At 63.1% G+C, this 22,429-nt stretch carries 18 protein-coding genes; 7 read left to right on the top strand and 11 right to left on the bottom strand.

All coding sequences use genetic code 11. From position 1 onward, the window contains the following. Positions 1-7: 7 nt before the first annotated feature. The 7 genes from ACFPB1_RS09235 to ACFPB1_RS09205 form a co-directional block, all read right to left on the bottom strand. The gene (locus ACFPB1_RS09235; RefSeq protein WP_379224321.1) at positions 8-1,528 is read right to left on the bottom strand and encodes an ATP-binding cassette domain-containing protein; all 1,521 of its coding nucleotides are present in this window, start codon (positions 1,526-1,528) and stop codon (positions 8-10) included. 95 nt (positions 1,529-1,623) lie between these two features. Then, entirely contained in the window at positions 1,624-2,727 is a 1,104-nt protein-coding gene (locus ACFPB1_RS09230) for a sugar ABC transporter substrate-binding protein (RefSeq protein WP_379224318.1), read from the bottom strand. 236 nt (positions 2,728-2,963) lie between these two features. Then, positions 2,964-4,085, bottom strand: coding sequence for a D-xylose ABC transporter substrate-binding protein (gene xylF / locus ACFPB1_RS09225; RefSeq protein ID WP_379224316.1), 1,122 nt, complete (start codon positions 4,083-4,085; stop codon positions 2,964-2,966). 31 nt (positions 4,086-4,116) lie between these two features. Further along, complete coding sequence (locus ACFPB1_RS09220) at positions 4,117-5,697, bottom strand: response regulator (RefSeq protein ID WP_379224314.1); 1,581 nt, start codon at positions 5,695-5,697, stop codon at positions 4,117-4,119. Then, complete coding sequence (locus ACFPB1_RS09215; protein WP_379224312.1) at positions 5,694-7,133, bottom strand: sensor histidine kinase; 1,440 nt, start codon at positions 7,131-7,133, stop codon at positions 5,694-5,696. The genes ACFPB1_RS09220 and ACFPB1_RS09215 overlap by 4 nt, the downstream gene beginning before the upstream one ends. Further along, the gene (locus tag ACFPB1_RS09210; protein WP_379224310.1) at positions 7,130-8,107 is read right to left on the bottom strand and encodes a sugar ABC transporter substrate-binding protein; all 978 of its coding nucleotides are present in this window, start codon (positions 8,105-8,107) and stop codon (positions 7,130-7,132) included. The genes ACFPB1_RS09215 and ACFPB1_RS09210 overlap by 4 nt, the downstream gene beginning before the upstream one ends. A gap of 250 nt (positions 8,108-8,357) precedes the next feature. Beyond that, the gene (locus tag ACFPB1_RS09205) at positions 8,358-8,837 is read right to left on the bottom strand and encodes a DUF6530 family protein (RefSeq protein ID WP_379224308.1); all 480 of its coding nucleotides are present in this window, start codon (positions 8,835-8,837) and stop codon (positions 8,358-8,360) included. A gap of 304 nt (positions 8,838-9,141) precedes the next feature. On the opposite strand from ACFPB1_RS09205, the gene ACFPB1_RS09200 reads away from it, so the two are divergent. The 3 genes from ACFPB1_RS09200 to ACFPB1_RS09190 all read left to right on the top strand — a co-directional run bounded on the left by ACFPB1_RS09200 (position 9,142) and on the right by ACFPB1_RS09190 (position 10,821). After that, the gene (locus ACFPB1_RS09200) at positions 9,142-9,720 is read left to right on the top strand and encodes a TetR/AcrR family transcriptional regulator (protein ID WP_379224306.1); all 579 of its coding nucleotides are present in this window, start codon (positions 9,142-9,144) and stop codon (positions 9,718-9,720) included. A gap of 138 nt (positions 9,721-9,858) precedes the next feature. Then, positions 9,859-10,044, top strand: a complete 186-nt coding sequence (locus ACFPB1_RS09195) for a hypothetical protein (protein ID WP_379224304.1) — start codon at positions 9,859-9,861, stop codon at positions 10,042-10,044. Positions 10,045-10,278: 234 nt separating this feature from the next. Beyond that, positions 10,279-10,821, top strand: a complete 543-nt coding sequence (locus ACFPB1_RS09190) for a GNAT family N-acetyltransferase (protein ID WP_379224302.1) — start codon at positions 10,279-10,281, stop codon at positions 10,819-10,821. Between the two features lie 79 nt (positions 10,822-10,900). Here the strand turns inward: ACFPB1_RS09190 and ACFPB1_RS09185 are convergent, their stop codons facing one another. Further along, positions 10,901-12,136 (bottom strand): aminopeptidase, encoded by a 1,236-nt coding sequence (locus tag ACFPB1_RS09185; protein WP_379224300.1) that lies wholly within the window; start codon positions 12,134-12,136, stop codon positions 10,901-10,903. Positions 12,137-12,277: 141 nt separating this feature from the next. Then, on the bottom strand, positions 12,278-13,993 hold the full coding sequence (locus tag ACFPB1_RS09180; protein WP_379224298.1) for an ABC transporter ATP-binding protein: 1,716 nt from the start codon (positions 13,991-13,993) through the stop codon (positions 12,278-12,280). 438 nt (positions 13,994-14,431) lie between these two features. Here ACFPB1_RS09180 and ACFPB1_RS09175 point away from each other — a divergent pair, with 438 nt between their 5' ends. After that, positions 14,432-16,345, top strand: coding sequence for a prenyltransferase/squalene oxidase repeat-containing protein (locus tag ACFPB1_RS09175; protein ID WP_379224295.1), 1,914 nt, complete (start codon positions 14,432-14,434; stop codon positions 16,343-16,345). Positions 16,346-16,488: 143 nt separating this feature from the next. Here the strand turns inward: ACFPB1_RS09175 and araA are convergent, their stop codons facing one another. After that, positions 16,489-17,982 (bottom strand): L-arabinose isomerase, encoded by a 1,494-nt coding sequence (gene araA / locus ACFPB1_RS09170; protein ID WP_379224293.1) that lies wholly within the window; start codon positions 17,980-17,982, stop codon positions 16,489-16,491. Positions 17,983-18,354: 372 nt separating this feature from the next. On the opposite strand from araA, the gene ACFPB1_RS09165 reads away from it, so the two are divergent. Further along, positions 18,355-18,678, top strand: coding sequence for a helix-turn-helix domain-containing protein (locus ACFPB1_RS09165; RefSeq protein WP_379224291.1), 324 nt, complete (start codon positions 18,355-18,357; stop codon positions 18,676-18,678). Positions 18,679-18,680: 2 nt separating this feature from the next. Here the strand turns inward: ACFPB1_RS09165 and ACFPB1_RS09160 are convergent, their stop codons facing one another. Continuing rightward, positions 18,681-20,807 (bottom strand): ATP-binding protein, encoded by a 2,127-nt coding sequence (locus ACFPB1_RS09160; protein ID WP_379224289.1) that lies wholly within the window; start codon positions 20,805-20,807, stop codon positions 18,681-18,683. 49 nt (positions 20,808-20,856) lie between these two features. Here ACFPB1_RS09160 and ACFPB1_RS09155 point away from each other — a divergent pair, with 49 nt between their 5' ends. Together ACFPB1_RS09155 and ACFPB1_RS09150 are read left to right on the top strand one after the other, a co-directional pair. Continuing rightward, a complete protein-coding gene (locus ACFPB1_RS09155; RefSeq protein ID WP_379224287.1) occupies positions 20,857-21,570 on the top strand; it encodes a response regulator in 714 nt (237 codons plus the stop codon). Beyond that, complete coding sequence (locus ACFPB1_RS09150; protein WP_379224285.1) at positions 21,563-22,429, top strand: class I SAM-dependent methyltransferase; 867 nt, start codon at positions 21,563-21,565, stop codon at positions 22,427-22,429. The genes ACFPB1_RS09155 and ACFPB1_RS09150 overlap by 8 nt, the downstream gene beginning before the upstream one ends.

Raw genomic sequence — 22,429 nt, 5'->3', positions numbered from 1 at the left:
CTTCCCCCTATTGCGTCGCGAAATGCATGATTTTCTCCTGATCGGCTTCCTCGGCGGTCAGCTCGCCCTTCATGCGGCCCTCCGCCATGACGTAGATCCGGTCGCTCATGCCGAGCACCTCGCCCAGCTCGGAGGAAATCATGATGATGCTCATGCCTTCGCCGATCAGCTTGTTCATGATCGTGTAAATTTCGAATTTGGCGCCGACGTCGATGCCGCGCGTCGGTTCGTCGAGGATGAGCAGCTTCGGCCCGACGAACAGCCATTTGCCGAGCGACACCTTCTGCTGGTTGCCGCCGCTCAGGTTGCCGACGAGCTGTTCCACGGACGGCGCCTTGATGTTCATCGACTGCTTGTAGCCGTTCGCGATCTTCACTTCCTCGTTGGCGTTGATGACGCCGCGCTCCGCGACCGCCCCCAGATTCGCCGCCGCGATGTTGCTCTTGATGTCCTGGATGAGGAACAGCCCGTCGCCCTTGCGGTCCTCGGTCACGTAGGCGATGCCCGCCTTGATGGCGTCGCGCGGGTGCTTGAAGGCACGCGGGTTTCCTTCCAGCAGCAGCTCGCCCTGCAATTTATACCCCTTCGGATTACCGAACAGGCTTAGCGCCAGTTCTGTCCGTCCAGAGCCCATCAAGCCGGCAATGCCGACGATTTCGCCTCGTTTCACATGCAGGTCGACGTTCTTGACGACGGCCCTGCCGAGCCTCGGATCGTACGCGGTCCAGTCGCGGACCTCGAGCACGTTGCCGCCGAAGCTGGCGTGCGGCCGCTTCGGATAGATGTCGTCGATCTCGCGGCCGACCATGTTTTTGATGATGACGCTTTCGCTGATTTCGCCCTTGGCGGCGTCGAGCGTGCAGATCGTCCGGCCGTCGCGCAGCACGGTCGCCTTGTCCGCGATCGCGATGACCTCCTTCAGCTTGTGCGAGATCATGATGCACGTCATGCCCTGCGCCTTCAGCTCGCGCAGCAGTGCCAGCAGATTCTCGCTGTCGTCCTCGTTCAGCGCCGCCGTCGGCTCGTCGAGGATGAGCAGCTTCACGTCCTTGCTTAACGCTTTGGCGATTTCGACGAGCTGCTGCTTGCCGACCCCGAGCTCCTTGACCGGCGTCTCGGGATTCACGTTCAGCTTGACCTTCCGCAGCATGTCCTTCGCCTGCGCGATCGTCCGGTTCCAGTCGACGAAGGCGCCCTGCTTGATTTCGTTGCCGGCGAAAATGTTCTCGTACACCGTCAGGTCCGGAAACAGCGCCAGTTCCTGATAGATGATGGCGATGCCCGCCTTGACGCTGTCGCTGATCTTGCCGAAGCGCTGCACGCTTCCTTCGAAGACGATGTCGCCCTGGTACGCGCCGTGCGGATAGACCCCGCTCAGCACCTTCATCAGCGTGGACTTGCCCGCGCCGTTCTCGCCGATCAGGCAGTGGATCTCGCCTTGCTCGACCTTGAAATTCACGTTCGAGAGCGCCTTGACGCCCGTGAACGTCTTGGAGATGCCTTTCATTTCCAATATCGTGCCGCCCATGCTTCATCGCTCCTTACGGGACCAGTCCTGCATACCGGGAGGCAGCAGCGGATCGCTCCGCGCCCGCCTCCCCGAGCCTCGCGCCGCGCGGCCGGTTACAGGCCGGTGAAATCGCCGGCTTCGTAGTAGCCGGAATCGATCAGCTTTTCTTTTACGTTCGACTTGTCGACGACGATGACCTCGGTCTGCTTCGCTTTGACGTCGATCTTGCCGTTGTTGTACGAGCCCGTCGTTTCCGGCGTGCCGCCGTCGAGAATCGAGACCGCCATGCCCATCGCGTCCTTCACGAGATTGCGGACGTCCTTGAACACCGTCATGGACTGCTTGCCGTCGACGATGTATTGAACCGAAGCTTTGACGGCGTCCTGACCCGTCACCGTGAAGCTGGTCACCGCTTTATCCGATGCGAAGACGTCCGCGGCCGAACGCGCGGTATCGTCGTTTGGCGCCAGAATCGCAACGTCGCCTTTCATATCGGCGCCGGCTGCGGTCAAATGCGTCTGAGCTTTGTTTTTCGCTTCGTTGGCATCCCAGTTCGTGGTCACTTGGCCGATGATTTTACTCATCTCGGCGCGAGACAGTTCGGCTTTGTCCTGTAACGCGACCGCTTCGCTGGAATTGGCGATCTTGAACGTACCGTCGGCGATTTTCGGCTGCAGGACGGACCAGGAGCCTTGGAAGAACAGGAACGCGTTGTTATCGGAAGCGGAACCGGCGTACAAGTAGAGCGGTTCGCCGCTTCCTTTCGCGTTGTCGACCAAATATTGAGCTTGCGCTTTGCCGACTGCCACGCTGTCGAAGGTGACGTAGTAATCGACCGCGTCCGTATTGGTTATCAGGCGGTCGTAGGAGATGACCGTAACGCCGGCTTTCTTCGCCGATTCGACGGCGGCCGCAGCCGCATCGCCATCCTGCGGGCAAATAATCAGCACTTGAATGCCCTTGTTGATCAGCGTTTCGACGTTTTCTTTCTCTTTCGCGGAAGAACCTTGGCTGAATAAAATTTCCGTCGTATAGTCCGTACCGTCAAGCGCGTCCTTGAACCGCTGCTCGTCTTGGACCCATCGCGACTCGTCCTTCGTCGGCAGCACGATGCCGACGCTCACTTTGCCGTTTCCGTTCTTGCCGCATGCCGCGACCGCGACCGCCAAGATCATGACGACCAGCAGCAGCGATATCCGTTTCCATCCATTTCCCATTTCCGATACCCCTCTCAATTCGGTAAGTTCTGAAGCGCTTGCATGAGCAACTATAGCATCGGCGTCAGGATGGGAAAGCGCTGTCCGCTAGCACTTTTTTTGGATCGTCTGCACTATTTTGACGCAGGCTTGTCCGCAAAAAAAACAGCGCCTCCGCGGTAAGCGGAAGCGCCGTTCGGTTATGCGAATGCAATGGCTTCAAGACCGAATTCAGGGGAGGCTCGATCCAGCAGGCATCATTTGCCGGTCGCCGCGGTCTCCTTCACATGGCGATACACATCCTCGCGGCTGTGAAAGCCGTCCGCGATAATCGTCGCGTCGATGTTGGACCGGTTCACCGCAATCGGCTCGAGCAGAATGGCGGGGACGTCGATTTTCTTGTTGAAGACGGTCCGGTCCGTGCTCACCCGCTCGCCCTTGGCCATCCGGACGGCGAGTTCGGCCGCGGTCTCGGCGAGCTTGCGGATCGGTTTGTACACCGTCATCGTCTGCGTGCCCTCCACGATCCGCTGCGCGGCCGCCAGCTCCGCGTCCATGCCGGAGACGGGGATCTTCCCCGCCAGCCCCCGCTCCGCCAAGGCCGCCGCGACGCCGCCCGCCGTGCCGTCGTTGGCCGCGAGGACGGCATCGACCGCGCCGCCGTTCGCCTGAAGCGCCGCGCGCATGTTCGCGAGCGCCTCCGCCGGCTTCCATTCCTTCGTGAACCGGTCGTAGACGATCTGAATGTCGCCGCGGTCGACGAGCGACTGCAGCACGCTCAGCTGCCCCCGCTTGATCATATGCGCGTTGTTGTCGGTATCGGCGCCTTCGATCAGGACGAAGTTGCCGCGGGGCGCCTGCGCCACGATCGCCTGCGCCGCCAGCGCGCCGACCTTCTCGTTGTCGAACGAGACGTACAGGTCGACGTCCGCGTTCAGGATGAGGCGGTCGTACGAGATGACCTTGATGCCGGCCCGGTGCGCCTTCGCCACGATGGCGGCCGAGACCTCCGCGTCGTGCGGCACGACGACGAGCACGTCGACACGCCGCGAGATCATGTTCTCCGCCTGCGCGATCTGCTTGGCGTCGTCGCCGTTCGCCGCCTGGACGTCGACCTCGGCGCCGAGCTTCTCGGCCGCGGCCTTGAACAGGTCGCGGTCCTTCTTCCACCGCTCCTCGAGCAGCGTGTCGAGCGACAGGCCGACGACCAGCTTCCGCGCCGGCTGCGCCTCCGCCGCCCCGCTCGGTCCGCCCGCGTTCTCGGCCAACCCCGCGTTCGCGCCGCCCGGCGAACAGGCGGACAACAGCAGCATGGCCGCGACCGCGCCAATCGTGCCAAGTCGGCTCCCTATAGCGCGTCTTCCAATACGCCCCTTCATGCCGACACTCCTCTCTGGCGTACGTGCGTCATCAGCTTCGGCCCGCCGGCCGGAGCAGCGTCTTCCGGTAATCCGACGGGGAATGGCCGACGATCTTCTTGAACACGCGGCTGAAATAATTCGGATCGTGATAGCCGACGTCGAACGTGATCTCCTTCAGGCTCTTGTCCGTGTCCCGCATCAGCTGCTTGGCCGCCTCCATCCGGCATTCCGTCAGATAGTCGATGTAATTCATGCCGAAATGCGACTTGAACAGCTTGCTGACATAAAACGGGTTCCGGTCCACCGCGGCCGCGACCCGCTCGAGCGACAGGTCCTCGCTCGCGTGGTCCTTGATGAACTTCTTCATCGAGTTCACGAGGCCCGGATCGGGCTCGCCCGCGGCCAGCGCCGTCTTCTCTGCCAACCGGCCGAGCAGCACGCCGGTTTCCGCCTTCAGCTGCACGAAGCTCGCCGCCGGGCGGGAATAATACGGCTTGCCGGCCTCGTAGCCCATTTCCTCCAGCATCCGGGCGACGATGACGAGCACCTCGAATATCCGCTGCTGGGCGATGCCGAGCGGCAGACCGGCGCTCTCGTGCAGATCGACGAGCCGCATGGCGCCGGCCGCCGCGGCTTCCCAGCCGCCGCGGCGCACGTCCTCGAGAATCGCCTTCTCCAGCTCCGGCATCCGGTCGCCGGCGGACGGCGCGTCATGCCGCGCCAAGTCCTCGTAGAGGCAAAAGCGCGCGGGCAGCGACGGATCCACGGCGGCTAGCAGCGCTTCGTGGTACGAGCGGCGCAGGTCGTTCAATCCCGCGCTCGGCCCGCCGATGCCGATGAACGGCTCCGGCCCGCCCCCGCGCCGCAGCGCCTGGACCAGCCGCCGTCCGAGCCCGACCGCGGTTTGGCGGTACGAGGCGCCCGGCTCCTGGAACGCGACGATCGGCAGCTGCCTGCCCGACAGTCTGCCGATCCAGCCCGGCACGCCGGACGTCTCCAGCAGCTCCGAGAGCCGCGCCTGCAGCTCCTCCTGACCGCCCGGGCGGTCTTCGCCCGCGCTGCCCTCGAGCAGCAGCACGTTCAGGACGAAGCCTTCGCCGAACTCCGGCGCCCCGAGCAGCGCGATCAGCTCGTTCAGATGTACCGACGGCGCGTAGTCGAACAGCAGCTGCGAGACGATATCGGCCTCGACGACGGGCAGCATCCGGCACAGCCGTTCCTTGTCGCGTGCGCGGCTCTCCCGCTCGCGGCGCGACGCCTTGACCTCATCGGCGACTTTGCCGACCGTCTCCAGCACGACCGCCGTCTTGCTCGGCTTCAGCAGATAGTCCCGCACGCCCATACGCAGAGCCTGCTGTGCGAATTCGAACGTGTCGTACGCGCTCACGACGATGAACGCAGCGTCGCCGCCGGCCTCCCGGATCCGTTCGATCGCCTGCAGCCCGCCGATGCCGGGCATCTTGATGTCCATCGTGATCAGGTCCGGCTTCAGCTGCTCCGCGAGCTCGATCGCCTCGCGCCCGTTCGACGCCTGGCCGACGATCGCGATGTCGCCGAAGCCCTGCTCGATCATGCGCCGCAAGGCGGTCCGTTCGATCGGTTCGTCGTCCACGATCAACAGCGTAATCATGCGCTCGCCCCCCTTGGCAATGTCAGCGTAATGCAGGTGCCCGACCCGGCGGCGGAATCGATCGCGAGCAGATTCTCCGCGCCGAAGAACAGCTGCAGCCGGTCGAGCACGTTGCGCAGCCCGATGCCGGTGGCGTGCCCCCGGCGCTCGGCCGGATCGGGGTCGCCCAGCAGGCCGGCGAGCTTCTCCGGCGCCATGCCCGGCCCGTCGTCCCGCACCTCGACGACGACCCGCTCCGCCTCGCCCCGCACGCGCAGTGTCAGCGTTCCGCCGTCCTCGGACGGCTCGATCGCGTAGATGAACGCGTTTTCGACGAGCGGCTGCAGGATCAGGATCGGCACCTCGACGTCCAGCGCCGCCTCGTCAATGTCGCGGACGACGCGGACCCGGTCGCCGAAGCGCGCCTGCTGGATCGCCAAATATTCCTCCAGCACGTTGATCTCCTCCCGGAGCGTCACCCGGCTGTCCATCCGGCGGAGGTTGTAGCGCAGCATCCCGGCGACGGAGCTGATCAGCTCGCTCGTCTTGCCAGCGCCCGCCAAATACGCCTCCTTGGACAGCATATTGAGCGTGTTGAACAAAAAATGCGGGTTGATTTGGCTCTGCAGGCTCTTTAGCTCGCTTTCCTTCAGCATGAGCTTGTGCTTGTGCAGATCGTATTCCAGCTGGGCCTTGCTCTGGATCTCGTCGAACAGGCTGCCGATGTTAAGCCGCATGCTGTCGAGCGTCTTGGCGAGGAACGCCATGTCGTCGTTCTGATGCACGACGATCGGGTTCTGGAAATTGCCCCGCGACAGCTCCCTAGCCGACTGCGTCAGCTTCAGGATCGGCCGCGTCACGCTGCTTACGAACCGGTACGAGAACAGCAGCAGCAGTACGGAGACAAATGCCAGCGCCCAGAAGCCCAGCGTCTTGATCACGTCGCTGCGCCGGATGATCTGCCGGTAAAACGCGTCGTACGTGCGCTGTTCGCCGCTGATCAGCGCCAGCGTCGTCTCGGCGATGTAGGCGGAGATGTTCGAGGCTTCGTCGAACTGCGCCGCGACGGCTTCTTCGTCATGCTCCCGCTGGAAGCGGACGGCCAGCTCCATCGCTTCCGACTGACTGTCCACCATGTTCTGGAAATTATCGAGCAGCATGGCGTTATTCGCGTTGCGCAGCGCGCGCATGTCCAGCTTCGTCCGCAGCAGCCGATTGTTGTCCGCGACGTAGCGGCGCAGCCGGTCCTCCGTCGGCGAGATCCGGTATTCGTTCAGCGAGGTCAGTGCCTGACGGCTCAACTCGGACGCCTGGTTCATCAGCAGGTAGCGCTGCAGGATGCCGTTGTACTTCTCGACCGTATGCTGGTTGAAGATGCTCATGGAGATCCAGATGAACGCCATGATGATCCAGATGATCAGCGACAGCATCATCATTTTGTTGCGGATCGTCTTCACGGCGCCCCCTCCTTCGCCTCTGCGGCCGTCACCACGCTGATCGGCGTAAAATAGCTCGGCGACAGCGGCAGCCGGTCGCCGTCCAGCCAGCGCTTCAGCAGATCGACACTCATCTTCCCCATGTCCTCGTAATGCTGCGACAGCCCCGCCTGCACGGCTCCGGAGCGGATCAGCTCCTCGGTCTGCGGCGAGCCGTCGAACATGAACACCCGGCGCGAACTGCGCTTGGAGCGCGAATCGGCCGCTGCGACAATGCGCTTGCCGGAATCGGCCGGCAGCCCGATGAACGCCGCGACGCCGGGATGGCGGTTCAGCATGTCGTCGGTCTGCACCCCGGCCTGCTGCTTGGCCGCGTCCGCGGCGGCGAAGACGAGCCGCACGTCCGGGTACGTCCGCAGCGCCTCGCGCAATCCCCGCAGCCGCAGCTGGTCGGTATCCGAGCTGTCCGCGTTCGTGACGACGCCGACGATGCCCTCGCCGCCCAGCGTCTCCGCGAGATGCCGCCCCATGAGGATGCCTTCCTGGTAATGGTCGGAGCCGATATACGTCTTGCGCAGACTGCCCGGCGCGTCGGAGTTAATCGTGATGACGGGGATCCCCTTCTCGGTCGCCTTGTTCACCATGCGCGCGAAGTCCGGCCGGTCGACGCCCTCGACGATGATGCCGTCCACTTTGGAAGCGATTGCAATATCGATCTGCTTGAGGAGTTCCCCGACGTTCGAACGGTACGCGCCGGAGAAGTCGATCCGCATGCCGTGGATGGCGGCTGCTTCGCGCGCCCCCTTCTGCATCTCGTTCATGACGTAGCTGCCCTGCTCTTGCGAAATGACGACGATCCGCTCCGACGCCGAGGCGGGCGGTGAGCCGACAGAGGCACCTAGGCTGCCGCGGTCGATCGTCAGCATCATATACAACGTCGCCGCCAGCGCGGCCAGACTGCCCGCGAACACCGTGACAAACAGCAGCTTTTTCATGCGCGCACCCTTTTTGTAAGCGTTTTTGTCCCCATTCTATCCGCTATTCGCCCGTTTGCATAGGAGAAATATTCAGGGCAACCGGCCGGGAGTTGCAAGGTTAGCCCTAGCTTCGCCGCCGCACACAAACAACCCGGATCCCGGCCGACAGGCCAAAATCCGGGTTGCCGCTCATCGCGCCGCGGGCTCGCAGCGCCGCAATTCGTGATGCATGCGCAGTGCCGCCCGATATATCGTGCGTGAATCACGCTTAATAACCAAGCTCCTTCAGCATTTGGGATAGCGCGCGCAGCCGTTCGCCGATCAGCTCGTCGTCGTCGCTGAGCGCCTGGCTGAAGAGCTTGAGGTCTTCGAGAATTTTCTCGTTCTCCGTCGCGACGGCGATCGTCATGGCGTCCCCCTGCAGGCCGACCCGGTCGATGACGGGATTGGCCGTGTCGTACAGCTCCTTGTACCGGTACGCCTCGCGGAAATGCAGCAGGCTGCGGCTCACGAGTATCGCGAGGTCCAGCACGCGGTGCAGCGGAAGCTCCTCGGATTGGCGGGACCATTTCTCGCCGGTATAGCGCCATACCTTGGCCGAAATGTCGAGCTTGCCGCGGTCGTTCCACTGGGCGAGGCCGAGCGACAGCCCTTTCGCGTCGGAATGATTGGCGTATCGGCCGTCGATATGCTCGTAGTTTTCGGAGACGATGACGGGTTTATGCTTTAAGGTCGTCGGAATTTTCATAGTCGGGCTCCTATTCGTTGAAGGATTGCGTGTATTAACATTTAGTGCGTTACTGATTTAGTAAATCCAAAGCCATCATAGCCCATCGGCCATGCCAAGTCAATCGGAACTGCCTCTTTTAAGAACGTTCAGTCCTATATCTTCCGGTCGTACTGGTTGTCGTTCCTATCGTCACCGCGATTGCGATCAACCGTAATCTAGGAATTCCCTCCAAATTTACAGCTTTCGCTCGTCAACCGCCTTGTCCGCATTGTTGACTGTTCGTTCTTCAATCGCTATACTGGACAAAAAGGAGGTTTTCTTCATGCCGCGTCCCAGAGAATTCGATCAAGAGCTCGCGCTCGACAAGGCGATGGAGCTCTTTTGGAGCAAAGGCTACGAACGGACGTCGATTCAGGACCTCGTCGAGCATACCGGCGTCCACCGGGGCAGCCTCTACGATACGTTCGGCGACAAGAACCAGCTGTTCCTGACCTGCCTCGACCGGTTCAGGCAGAACGCCAGCGCCCGGTTCAAGCTGCTCGAAGGCCCGGGCGAGCCCAAGGAGCTGCTGATCAGCTATTTCGAATCCGTCATCGACTCCGCCATGAACCACAGCGCGCGCAGAGGCTGCTTCATCGCCAACACGGCCATGGAGCGCGGCGCCGTCGACCCGGCGATCTCAAGCCGCATCGAAGCTTACTCCGTCGACATCGAGTCGCGGTTCTATACGTTCCTGCTGCAGGCGCAAGCGCAGAACAAGCTCCGCAGCAAGCATTCCCTCCGGGAGCTCTCCCGCTTCCTCGTGACCGTGCGCAGCGGCCTGTACGTGCTGGCCAAGACCGCGCCGGAGCGCCAAACGCTGCAGGACAGCGCAAACGTCGCGATATCCATGCTGTTCTGAACCGCGCGTTAGCCGGATGCCCTTCCCCGCCGTTCGTCCGGCAGCCTCACCCATCTTGCCGGGAACGGGACACCGGCATAAGCAAGTCCTTTCCGTGCTCATATGCTGTAACAAAGTCATCGCATGGAGGTTGGGACAATGTTTATGAAACGGGTAAAGCGCGGAGCCAAGCACATCTCGGTCTACTATGTCACGATCAACAAGCACATTACGGTCTACCAGCGGGCGAGCGGAAACGCGCAGATCAACCGCAACATCGGCACGTATGCAAACGAAGGCGGACAGAACGCCAAACGAGGCGGCAAAAACATCCAGAAAGACTAAGCGGACTCCCTGCGGCGCATCGGAATCCGCATGGTTGAAGCGCCCGAATCCGGGCGCTTTTTTTCGTGTCCGCGAACGGCGAGATAGGCTGTATTGGCTCCATCAGATAGAGCGTTATCCATACGAGCACTAGGACGCAGAGCGCCGCAAGGAAACGGAGGGTTTGAATCGCGACGCGCCCCGGTGGTACAATAAGGCCTGTACGACCATTACTCGCGAACGGGGAAATGCAACATGCTGAACTTCATCCTTCATAACGATCACGTCAACCCGCGCATCGCGGTTTCCCAGGCAAAGCCGGGCGACGCACCCGCAGTCATGGAACTGCTCGCCGGCGCGGCCCGGTGGCTGCAGAGCAAGGGCTCGACACAGTGGAGCGCGCTGCTGGAGGGCGAGGATCATCACGACGTGGTCAGCCATATCGCCGCGGGCGAGCTGTTCCTGTTCAAGGACGGCGGCACGCTGGCCGGCATCGTGCTGCTCATGCAGACGCCGAAGCAGTGGGACCTCGACCTCTGGGGATCGGACGGCCACGAGCCGAACGTGTACCTGCACCGGCTCGCCATCAACCGCGAATATGCCGGCCAAGGTCTCGGCGCGGACATCGTGCGCTGGGCGGAAACCGGCATCTCCTTCCCGGGCAAGACGACGATGCGGCTCGACTGCATCGCCAGCAACCCGAGGCTGAACGATTTCTACCGAGGTCTCGGCTATACGTATCGAGGCACGTCGCCGAGCGGCTTCTGCCTGTACGAGAAACCGCTGGCCCGCGATTAACGGCCACGCGCGAACAAGCATGCGGACGATTCTTGTCGTCCGCATGCTTTTTTTAGCTACGCGGGTACGCCGCCGCTGCTTAGAACGCCCAGTTGCCGCCGCGGAAGACCGGCTCGACCGTTCCGTCCGCCCGCACGCCGTCGATGTCCAAGTCCGCCGTGCCGATCATGAAATCGACGTGCGTCAAGCTCTGGTTGAGCCCGCCGGCGAGCTGCTCCTCCTTGCTCATCGCCAAGCCGCCCTCCAGGCAGAACGGGAAAGCGAAGCCGATCGCCAGGTGGCAGGCCGCGTTCTCGTCGAACAGCGTATTGTAGAACGTCACGTTCGTGTCGGAGATCGGGGAACGGAACGGCACGAGCGCGATTTCGCCCAAGTAATGCGACCCTTCGTCCGTCTCGATCACCTCGCGCAGCGCGTCGTAGCCCGTCTCCGCCTCGTAACCGACGATGCGGCCTTCCGCGAACGTAATCGCGAACCGGTCGATCAGGTTCCCATTGTAGCTGAGCGGCTTGCTGCTCGCGACTTTGCCGTTCACCGCGGTGCGCAGCGGCGACGTGAAGACCTCCTCCGTCGGCATGTTCGGGATGAACGTCGTCCCCTGCTTGTTCTGCGTGCCGGCGCTCACCCAAATATGGCCTTCCGGAAGCCCGATCGTAACGTCCGTACCCGCGGCGTTCCGGTAGCGGAGTTCCTTGTAGCGCCGCTCGTTCAGCCGGTCCGCCTTCGCGCGCAGGCCAGCGGCGTGCTGCCGCCACGTGGCGACCGGATCTTCCGCGTCGACGCGGACGGCCGCGAAGATCGCTTCCCACAGCGCGCCCTCCCGCTCCGCTTCCGCGCGGTCCGGGAATACCTTATCCGCCCACGCCTTCGACGGCACGGCGACGATCGACCACGAGACCTCGTTGTTCAGCGTGAATTTGCGGAACGGCGTCAGCATCTGCTGCTGCGCCTTCGAGACAGCCCCGGAGCGTGCGGCGTCGATGCCGCTTAGCAGATCGGGATCAGTCGATTCGACCCACAGGAAGGCGGCGCCCTCCTCGGCCATCGCGACGCGTCCTCCGACGTACCACGCCGGATGAATCGAGAGCCCCTCCTCGGGCGCATGCTCCAGCCGGGCGCGAGTCACGCCTTCGTCGTTCCAGTCTACGTGTACGTAAGGCGAGCCGAGCTTGTATGCGCGCTTGACGACCTCGCGGACGAACGGCGCCGCGGCGGTCTGCGCGATGACATACAGCTTCTGCCCGGGCTGCACGTTGACGCCGACTTCGACGGCCAGGGAGGCATACTGCTCGAGCCGTTGTTGGAATGTTTTCATAGACAGGTCTCCTTTTGCGGTTCGTATGAACGCCATAATTTACCGGATTGCGTAGTCATTATACCAGCGCGCCCCGGCGGCTTGCAAAACGAAAACAGGACCGTCCGGTCAGGAACGGTCCTGCTGGTCTACGCCCTGCGCTTACGATAGGAATTGCGCCAGGTGCAGCCGGCTGTAATGGCCGCCCGCGGCGAGCAGCTCCTCGTGCTTGCCCTGCTCGGTCACGCCGTTCTCGGTCACAACGACGATCCGGTCGGCGTTCTTGATCGTGGCGAGCCGGTGCGCGATGACGAGCGTCGTGCGGCCCTGCGACAGCTCCGCCAGCGATTGCTGGATGGCCGACTCCGTCTCCGTGTCAAGCGCGGAGGTTGCCTCGTCGAGGATGAGAATCGGCGGGTTCTTGAGGAACATCCGCGCGATGGCGACGCGTTGCTTCTGCCCGCCGGAGAGCTTCACGCCGCGCTCGCCGACGATCGTGTCCAACCCGTCCGGCAGCGACGCGACGAACCCTTCCAGCTGGGCGCGCTTGACCGCCGCCCGCAGCTCGGTTTCCGAAGCGTCCATCTTGCCGTTCAGGATGTTCTCGCGCAGCGTGCCGGAGAACAGGAACACGTCCTGCTGCACGATGCCGATGCCTTTGCGCAGGGAGGCGAGCTTCATGTCGCGGATGTCGCGGCCGTCGATGGCGATGCTGCCGCCGGACACCTCGTAGAATCGCGGCAGCAGGCTGCAGAGCGTGGTTTTGCCTGCCCCGGACGGGCCAACGAACGCGACCGTCTCGCCTTCGCGGATCGTCAGGCTGATATGCCGCAGGACGTGCTTGTCGTTCTCGTATCCGAAGCTGACGTCGCGGAAGACGATGTCTCCGCGCAAGTCGTCCACGGCGACCGCGTTCGGGCGGTCTGCGATGTCCGGCTCCGTGTCCATCAGCTCCGTGTAGCGCTTGAAGCCCGCGAAGCCTTTCGGATAGCTTTCGATGACGGCGTTGATCTTCTCGATCGGGCCGATGAAGACGTTCGCGAGCAGCAGGAAGCCGACGAATTCGCCGGCGGTCAGCTCGCCGCGGACGACGAACCACGTGCCGCAGATCATGACGAACAAGGTCACGAGCCGCTTCAGCATGTAGCTGAAGGACGTGTTGAAGGCCATGATTTTGTAGGAGAGCAGCTTCGTCGCGCGGAAGCGCAGGTTGTTCTCGTCGAACTGCTTCTTCTCGAATTCCTCGTTGCCGAACGCCTGCACGACGCGCATGCCGCCGACATTGTCCTCGACGCGGGCGTTGAAGTCGGCGATGTCCGAGAAGAGCCGGCGGAACGCCTTTGTCATCTTCGCGCTGAAGTAGACGGCGAGCCAGATCATGAGCGGCACGACGACGAACGTCAGCAGCGCCAGCTTCCAATTGATGAGCAGCATGAGGACGAACGCGCCGATCAGCGTCATGACCGCGATGAACAGATCCTCCGGTCCGTGATGCGCCATCTCCCCGATTTCCATCAGGTCGTTGGTCAGCCTGGCGATGAGATGACCCGTCTTCGTGTTGTCGAAGAACCGGAAGCTCAGCTTCTGGATGTGGTCGAACAGTTTGCGGCGCATGTCCGTCTCGATGTTAATGCCAAGCATATGGCCCCAGTAGGTAACGACGTAGTTCAAAAACGCGTTCAGCGCATAGATGAGCAGCAGCCCCGCGCAAGCCCAGGCGATCAGGCTCCAGTCCTTGCCCGGGAGCAGCTTGTCGATGAACTGATTGACGGCGACGGGAAAGCCGAGCTCAAGGAACCCGGCCAGGATCGCGCTGAAAAAATCCAGATAAAACAGTTTCTTGTACGGCTTGTAGTACGCGATGAAGCGTGACAGCATGAAAACCTTTCCCCCTTCGTGTTGCGGCGCGGCGGCAACCGGCGGACGGCGGGCATCGGAACGGCGGGCGGCTGGAACGGCCGGGCGCCGCCGGCGCGGCGAAGCGGGGCGGAAGCAGCGCCGCAGCCTCGCCCTAAATGAGAATTACTAGCAATTGTATCGGGTTAGGAACGTCCTGTCCATTCCCTAATCCGCCGATAACCCCGCGCGGAAGCGGCCCGGCGATCCATGCGGACGCCTCGCGCGCGATCGGCAACTCGACTTCGGCCGAACCATCATGAACCGGGCGGATGCCGTCATACACTACGAGAAAGGCGGTTCGCGCCGCCGTACCGGAGTTCCGGGCCATCGCGCCCGCGTCCTTCGGCCCGGGGAGACGGACCGATGCCGGCGGTTCCGGCACCATTACGCGATTCGCGACGAAACGAGGGGATTCGCATGCAACAACGGCTGCAGGCCGGCATCGACGCGCTCGTCGCCCGCTTGCTGCGCGGCCAGGCGGCGGACGGCAGCTGGCGGCTCGGGTTCATCGAGCAAGGCACGTCGCTCGACGCCGCGACCGTGCTCCAGCTGCAGAATGCGGGCATCGCCCGGCCGAAGCTCGTGAAGGCGCTGGCGGAGCGGATGCTCGCCAAGCAGTCGGACGACGGCGCCTGGCGCGTCTACCCCGACGAGAAGACCGGCAACGCGTCCGCGACGGCGGAATGCTACTACGCGCTCCAATACGCCGGCATCTCGCCGGACGAACCGTTCATGCGCAAGGCGCGCAAGGCGTTCGCCGACATCGGCGGCCTGGGCCGGATCGAGAGCCTGCTGACCAAATTCCAGCTCGCGCTCATCGGCCGCTATCCGTGGCCGCGCTGGTTTCCCGTCCCGATCGGCATTCTGCTGCTGCCCCCCTCGTCTCCGCTCCATTTCTTTCAATTCTCGGGCTATGCCCGCGTCCATATGGCGCCGATGCTCATTCTCGCCGACCGGAAGCCGATCGACAAGCAGCCGCATATCCGGCCGCTGACCCCGGATGCGCGAAGCGATGCCGAGCTGAAGCGGCTGCAGCGCGGCTGGCACGCGCATTTCGGCGAGACCGTCCGCAGCCTGTCCGAAGACCGGCGCAAAGGACCGTGGAACCCGACCGCCAAGATCCGCGAGCTGGCGACGGACCGCGCCGAGCGGTTCATCCTCGAGCGGATCGAGGCGGACGGCACGCTGTACAGCTATTCCAGCACGACGCTGTTGATGCTGCACGCCCTGCGGACGCTCGGCTATTCCACCTCGCATCCCGTCGTGGAGAAAGCCGTGCGCGGCCTGGAATCGCTGACGGCGCCGGACTTCGCCTGCACCTCCGGGACGTCGATGCAGATTACGACGTCGGCGGTATGGGATACCGCGCTGATCAGCCATGCGCTGCAGGACGCGGGCGTGCCGCCCGGCCATCCCGCGGTGGAGAAGGCCGGCGATTACCTGCTGGCCCGCCAGCACGGGAAGCTCGGCGATTGGAGGCGCGGCATGAAGCGGCCCGTGGCCGGCGGCTGGGGCTTCTCCGACGTGAACGCGCTCAATCCCGACATCGACGACACGACCGCCGCGCTCCGGGCCGTCCGCGGCCTTCCCGGCCATCGCGGCAGGGCGGCCGTCGACCGCGGCTTGCAGTGGCTGCTCGCGATGCAGAACGACGACGGAGGCTGGGCCGCGTTCGAGCGCAACGTCGACCATCCGCTCATCCGCTGGGTGCCGCTCGACGGCGCCGAAGACGCCGCCACCGATCCTTCCACCGCGGACCTGACCGGGCGGACGCTCGAATACCTGGGACGCTGCGCCGGCTTGACGACGGCGCACGCCTATGTCCGCCGCGGGGCGGAATGGCTGTACCGCCGCCAGGAGAAGAACGGCTCCTGGTACGGCCGCTGGGGAGTCTGCTATATTTACGGCACGTGGGCGGCTCTGACCGGGCTGTCCGCCGTCGGCGTGCCGGACGATCATCCGCGCGTCCGCAAAGCGGCGGAATGGCTGCTCGGCATCCAGCATGCGGACGGCGGCTTCGGCGAATCGTGCGCCAGCGACCGCGTCAGGCGCTATACGCCGCTCCATCACGGCACGCTGTCGCAGACCGCCTGGGCGCTCGACGCGCTGACCGCCGTGCATGCAAAGCCGCTTCCCGCGATGGAACGGGCTTGCGAGTATTTGCTGCGCCACCTGCTGAAGCGGTCCGGTCCCGAGACCGATTACCCGACGGGCGGCGGGCTGCCCGGCTGCCTCTATGTCCGCTATGACAGCTATTCGCTCGTCTGGCCGCTGCTCGCGCTCGCGCATTATCGCGACAAATACGGCGGCGCGCCGGCCGACGCCCCTTGAACCGGTCGCTCCGCACGATTACAGGGCGAAAAAAAGGAGACCCCTGCGGAGCGAACGCGCTCCCGGAATCTCCCTTCGATCGCGGCGGCGCGGCGCATCCGCGCGGACCATTCGCGCGGCGGCCGTTCCGACCGGCGCCGGTCTTACCGCTGCATCCGCCAGTACATGTCGTTCAGGCGCAGCTCGTTGCGGAACGCGTACCCGTCGGTCTTGTCGTCGATGACGACGCACTCGATGCCCGCCATTTCCGCCCAGTCGGTCAGCTGCTCCACGGTCACCTCGTACGAGAAGACGGTATGGTGCGCGCCGCCCGCGCGGATCCACGCCTCGGCCGATTCGTTCAGCGACGGCTGCGGCTTCCACAGCACGCGCGCGACCGGCAGCTTCGGCATGTCGAGGGGCACGTCGACCGCGTCGACCGCGTTCACGATCAGGCGGAACCGGCTGCCCAGATCGATGAGGCAGGCGTTGACCGCCTTTCCGCTGCGGCCGTTGAAGATCATGCGCGCGGGATCGGCCTTGCCGCCGATGCCGAGCGGGTGCACCTCGAGGCGCGGACGGTCTGCCGCGATGGTCGGGCAGATCTCCAGCATGTGCGCGCCGAGGATCATCTCCCGGCCCGGCTCGAAATGGTACGTGTAATCTTCCATGAACGACGTGCCTGCGTTGCCCGCGATCAGCTTCATGACCCGGGTCAGCGCGGCCGTCTTCCAGTCGCCTTCCCCGCCGAAGCCGTACCCCGCTTCCATCAGCCGCTGCACGGCGAGGCCGGGCAGCTGCTTCATGCCATGCAAATCCTCGAACGTCGTCGTGAACGCCGTATAGCCGCCCTCCTCCAGGAAAGCCTTCAGGCCGAGCTCCGTCCGGCCCTGCTCACGGATGGCCGCCCAAGCAGCCGCGTCGCCCCGTACCTCCGGCGCGATCTCGTAGCGCGACGCGTACTCGTCCATCAGCGCGTCCACCTGCGCTTCCGTGACCTTCGCCATGGACGCCACCAGATCGCCGATGCCGAAGCCGTTCACCGACCAGCCGAATTTCATTTGCGCCTCGACCTTGTCGCCTTCCGTCACTGCTACTTGGCGCATGTTGTCGCCGAACCGCGCGACCTTCAGCGAGCGGCTCTCCGTGAACGCCGCCGCCGTGCGCATCCAGCCGGCGATGCGGCCGCGCACGGCCGGGTCTTCCCAATAACCGGCGACGACCTTGCGGGCGATGCCCATCCGGGCGCCGATGAAGCCGTATTCGCGGTCGCCGTGCGCGGACTGGTTCAGGTTCATGAAGTCCATGTCGATGGTATCCCACGGAATGTCGCGGTTGAACTGCGTGTGCAGGTGCAGCAGCGGCTTGCGCAGCTCCGCCAGGCCGGCGATCCACATTTTGGCGGGCGAGAACGTGTGCATCCACGTGACGATCCCCGCGCACCGGGCGTCCGCGTTCGCCTCGGCGCACAGCGCGCGGATGTCCTCCGGCGTCGTCACGACGGGCTTGAATACGACCTCGTGCGGCACCGCTTCGTCGCGGTCCAATCCTTCGGCGATGGCGCGGGAATGCTCCGCGACCTCGAGCAGCGTTTCCGGGCCGTACAGATGCTGGCTGCCGGTGACGAACCAGAATTGATAAGGCGTTGCGGTAAGCATGAACAACTCCTCCTTCACGGAATCGATGAGTGCAATCCACTTGTACGAACAGGATAGACTGCCGTCATGAATCGACGGCTGGTTGCGCGTGATCGTTCGGACCAAACAACCCGAATGACAGCTCAATCCTCGACTCCAACTTGTACGTACAACCACTAACTTCACTCATTGTACGCTGAGAGGGCTTTCATTTCAACACTCAATTCGCGGCGGCCTCGCCTCACCGTTGGTTAGAAAACGTTAATCTGCCTCTCGGATTCTACAAATTCCTTGACATTGATACATTTTGTATCATAAATTAGTAGGTGAAAAGCCGCCAGGCCCTTCTGTATGAGTACGAGCTGGCTAGATTGACGTAAGGAGACTCAAACCATGACGATGGGAGATCGATTGAGAGAACTGAGACTGCGCATGAACATTTCGCAAGAAGAAGTCGCCAAGCAGATCGGCATCACCCGGTCCGCGTACAGCCATTACGAAATCAACAACCGCCAGCCCGTGTACGAAACGCTGAAAAAGCTGGCGGCGCTCTTCAACGTCTCGTTGGATTACATTATCGGCGGCGAACCCGTCAAGCCGGAAACGTCCGTGACGCCTGAAACGATCGAGATCATCCGCATATTGAACGGGATGGATCAGGAACGGCGCAAGCAGTCCATCGACCGGATGATGGCCGTCCTGAAACAAGCCGATTGAGGTTAGATGACGGTGCACGGCAGCATGAACCAGATCATGGTGCCTTTATCCTTCGCGCTGACCGCGCCGATCGTGCCGCCGTGGGCTTCGACGATTTCCTTCGCGATCGCAAGCCCGAGTCCGCTGCCGCCGTCGGCGGAATTGCGGGACGCTTCGATCTTATAGAACCGGTCGAAAATGAATGGCAGATGCTCCTCGTCGATGCCGCCGCCCGTGTCGCTCACGGTGACGATGACCCGGTTCGTGGACGCTTCGAAATAAAACGAAAGCGTTATCTCTCCGCCTCTCGGCGTATGCTTAATCGCATTGTAAATGATGTTCGCCATCACTTGATCCATGCGGGACAGATCCAAGCTCAGCCGGATGCGGTTCTGCTGCTCGATCTCGCGAGCCTGTCCTTCCGCGGGCACGTTATCGCTGAGGTAGTCGCAGCTGAACCGCAGCCCGCTGCTGATGATGTCGATCTCGTACAGGTCATGCACCTGCCGGATCCACTGCCCGAGCGGCACCTCTCCGAAATCAAACCGCGTTTGCCCCGCCTCCAGCTTCGTCAGTTCGAATAGATCGCGTATGAGCCGATTGAGCCCGCCGAGCTTGCCCAGCATCATGCGGATGTACCGCTGCTGCTGCTCCTCCGTTTTGACCACGCCGTCCTGAAATGCCTCCAAATACCCTTGCAGCAGCGTGATCGGCGTTCGCAAATCATGCGAGATGTTCGTCATGAGCTGCCGGCGCGACGTCTCCGACCGTTCCAAATCCCGATTGGTCTGCGCCAGCGACGCGTTCACCTCGCTCAGCGCCACCGTCCGTTCCTCGATCCGCTCCTCCAGATGCGCATTCAGCTCCCGCAGCTCGTTCGAGACGTGCTCGATTTGGTACAGCGCGTTCGAAAACCGCTTGGAGATGATGAACGACTGCATTAGCATGAAGAAGAACAGGCCGAGCGGGACGAGCTGTGCGTACACGAGCCATTCGTTGTAGAACAGCATATCGTTCAGCACGGTGACGACGAAGACCGCCACGCCCGCGAGCACGAACGCCGACCCGACCCTCCGCCGCAGCTTCGCGGTGATCAGCACGCACAGCGTATAGACGCTGACCGCCATGACGTAGAGCTGGAACGCCCACAGCAGCCTGGAGTAGACGACCGCCGGACAGACGAGCACGAACGCGCACAGCGCGACGCCGGCGGCGATGACGTACCGGATGACCTTCTTCGACGCGTCCATCGGAAACAAGCGGTATACGTACAGGTAGCCGGTGACGGCGCTCAGCGCGAAGGAACAGTATTCGATCTTGAGGCCGCCCTCCCACGGGATCGGGAACATCTGCAGCAGGTAGTTCTCCCCCGTCACGCTCGCCCGCGCCGCGACGAACAGGCAGAGCAGGCCGAAATGGATCGTGAAGCGCTCCTGCCGGCGGAATGCGTAGAGGCCGATATGGTAGACGCCGATGATAATGAGACTGCCGAGAATGAGCATTTCCTTCGCCGTTTCTTTCATCTGCGCGCGCACGATCGTGTCGCTGTCGCCGAGCATGACCGGCACCCAGATGCCGCCCTTGCGATGCTGGAAATTGGACACTTGGATGACGAGCTCGACACGGTCTGTGTTCGGCGAGAACGAGACGATCCGCGGGTACTGCTGCGGCGTCGACGTCTCCCGGCTCGTCCCGACCCGGCCCTGCTCCGCCGCCGGGCTGCCGTTGATCCACAGCTTGTAGCTGCTGAAAATATTCGGCACCCGCAGCGCCAGGACGCGCTCGTCCGGCTTCAGCAGCACCGTCAGCTTGTACGTCGCGTAGCCCTGGCCGTCCTGCAGACCGAACTTGCCCTTGTAGCTGTTCCACGAGCGGGGCACGTTGACATAGCGCGCGTCCCGAGCGAGCCCGGGATCCCCCGGTGCCAGCAGCCGGTCGCCGTAGAACGCCCAGCGTCCCGACAGCGCGACTTGCCCGCGCTCCGCGAAGGACCAGTTACGCAGGTCGATGACGCCGTCCTTGGCCGTCGGCGCGGTGCCGTCGGCGCTTGCCGTGCAGCCGGTCAGGAAAGCGGCGAATAAGAAGAGGATCGAGAGAAGAGCGAATAGGCGGCGAATGGCGGAACCCTCCTGAAAACGCAGATTGCCCACCCCTCCCTCCATTCGCTATAATAGTGCGAGGAAGAGGGGGATCTGGAAGATGACTGGGAGCAAAATATTAGTCGTCGACGACGAGGCGGATATTACCGAGCTCATTAGCTTATATATGGAGCGCGAAGGCTATCTCGTGCGCGCGACGGACAACGGCGAGGACGCCGTGGCGCTCGCGGCCTCGTTCCGGCCGGATTTGATCATTTTGGACATTCAGCTGAAGCACATGGACGGCTTCGACGTCTGCAAGCAGGTCCGTTCCGTATCGGACGTCCCGATCTTGTTCGTCAGCTGCAAAAACGACGATACTGACATTATACATGGTCTTACCGTGGGCGGCGACGATTATATGACGAAGCCGTTCAGCCCGAGCCAGCTGGTCGCGCGCGTCAAGGCGCATCTCCGCCGGCAGTCGGTGAACGACCGGCGGCGCGCGGCAGACGAGGTGCTTCGCTTCGACAGGCTCGTCATCGATCTGCCCGGGCGGACCGTCCACGTCGGCGACAAGGAAGTGTTTCTGTCGGCGAAGGAATTCGAGCTGCTGGTTCGCCTCGCGAAGTCCCCGAACCGCGCTTTCGCCCTGGACGACCTGTATACGATCGTCTGGGGACACGACAGCATGGGCGACACGCGTACGCTCATGGTACACGTCAGCAACCTCCGCAAAAAAATCGAGCCCGACCCCGCCAACCCGACCTATATCGTGACGGTGCGCGGCGTCGGCTACAAATTCAGCATCAAGGAAGGAAACCCGCATGTATAAAGCCGATTTATGGAAAGATTACGAATTGCTCGACACCGGCAACGGCGAAAAACTGGAGCGTTGGGGGTCCTACGTGCTCCGCCGGCCCGACCCGCAGGTCATCTGGCCGATCGCAAACGAGACGGGCCGCTGGAAGACGGCCGACGGCCACTACCACCGCAGCTCCGCCGGAGGCGGCGAATGGGAGTTCCGCACGAAGATGCCGGACCGCTGGACGATCTCCTACGGCGAGCTGAGGTTCCATATCCGCCCGACCAGCTTCAAGCATACCGGGCTGTTCCCGGAACAGGCCGTCAACTGGACGTGGATGATGGACAAAATCCGCAACGCCGGCCGGCCGATCCGGGTGCTGAACCTGTTCGCGTACACGGGCGGCGCGACGGTCGCCGCGGCAGCCGCCGGCGCGGAAGTATGCCACGTCGACGCCGCCAAGGGCATGGTACAGTGGGCGAAAGAGAACGCCGAGCTGTCCGGCCTCGCCACGGCGCCGATCCGCTACATCACGGACGACGTGTTCAAATTCGTCCAGCGCGAAGAGCGCCGCGGCAAGAAATACGACGCCATCATCATGGATCCGCCGTCCTACGGGCGCGGGCCGAACGGCGAGATGTGGAAGCTGGAGCAAAACTTGTATCCGTTCCTGGATTTCTGTACGACGATTCTGTCCGAGAACCCGCTGTTCGTGCTCGTCAACTCCTACACGACCGGCCTCTCCCCGACCGTGCTGGACAATATGCTGCGCTTGACGGTCGGACGCAAGTTCGACGGTTCGATCCACTGCGGCGAGATCGGCATTCCGATCACGGCTACGGGGCTGACGCTGCCCTGCGGCATCCTGGGACGCTGGGAGGGCCGCTAG

Source organism: Paenibacillus sp. GCM10023250 (genome assembly GCF_042653205.1).
In the GTDB taxonomy this organism is placed as follows: Bacteria; Bacillota; Bacilli; order Paenibacillales; family Paenibacillaceae; genus Paenibacillus_Z.
Note: the sequence above shows the minus strand (reverse complement) of the source record. Positions and strands in the feature narration are given on the sequence as shown.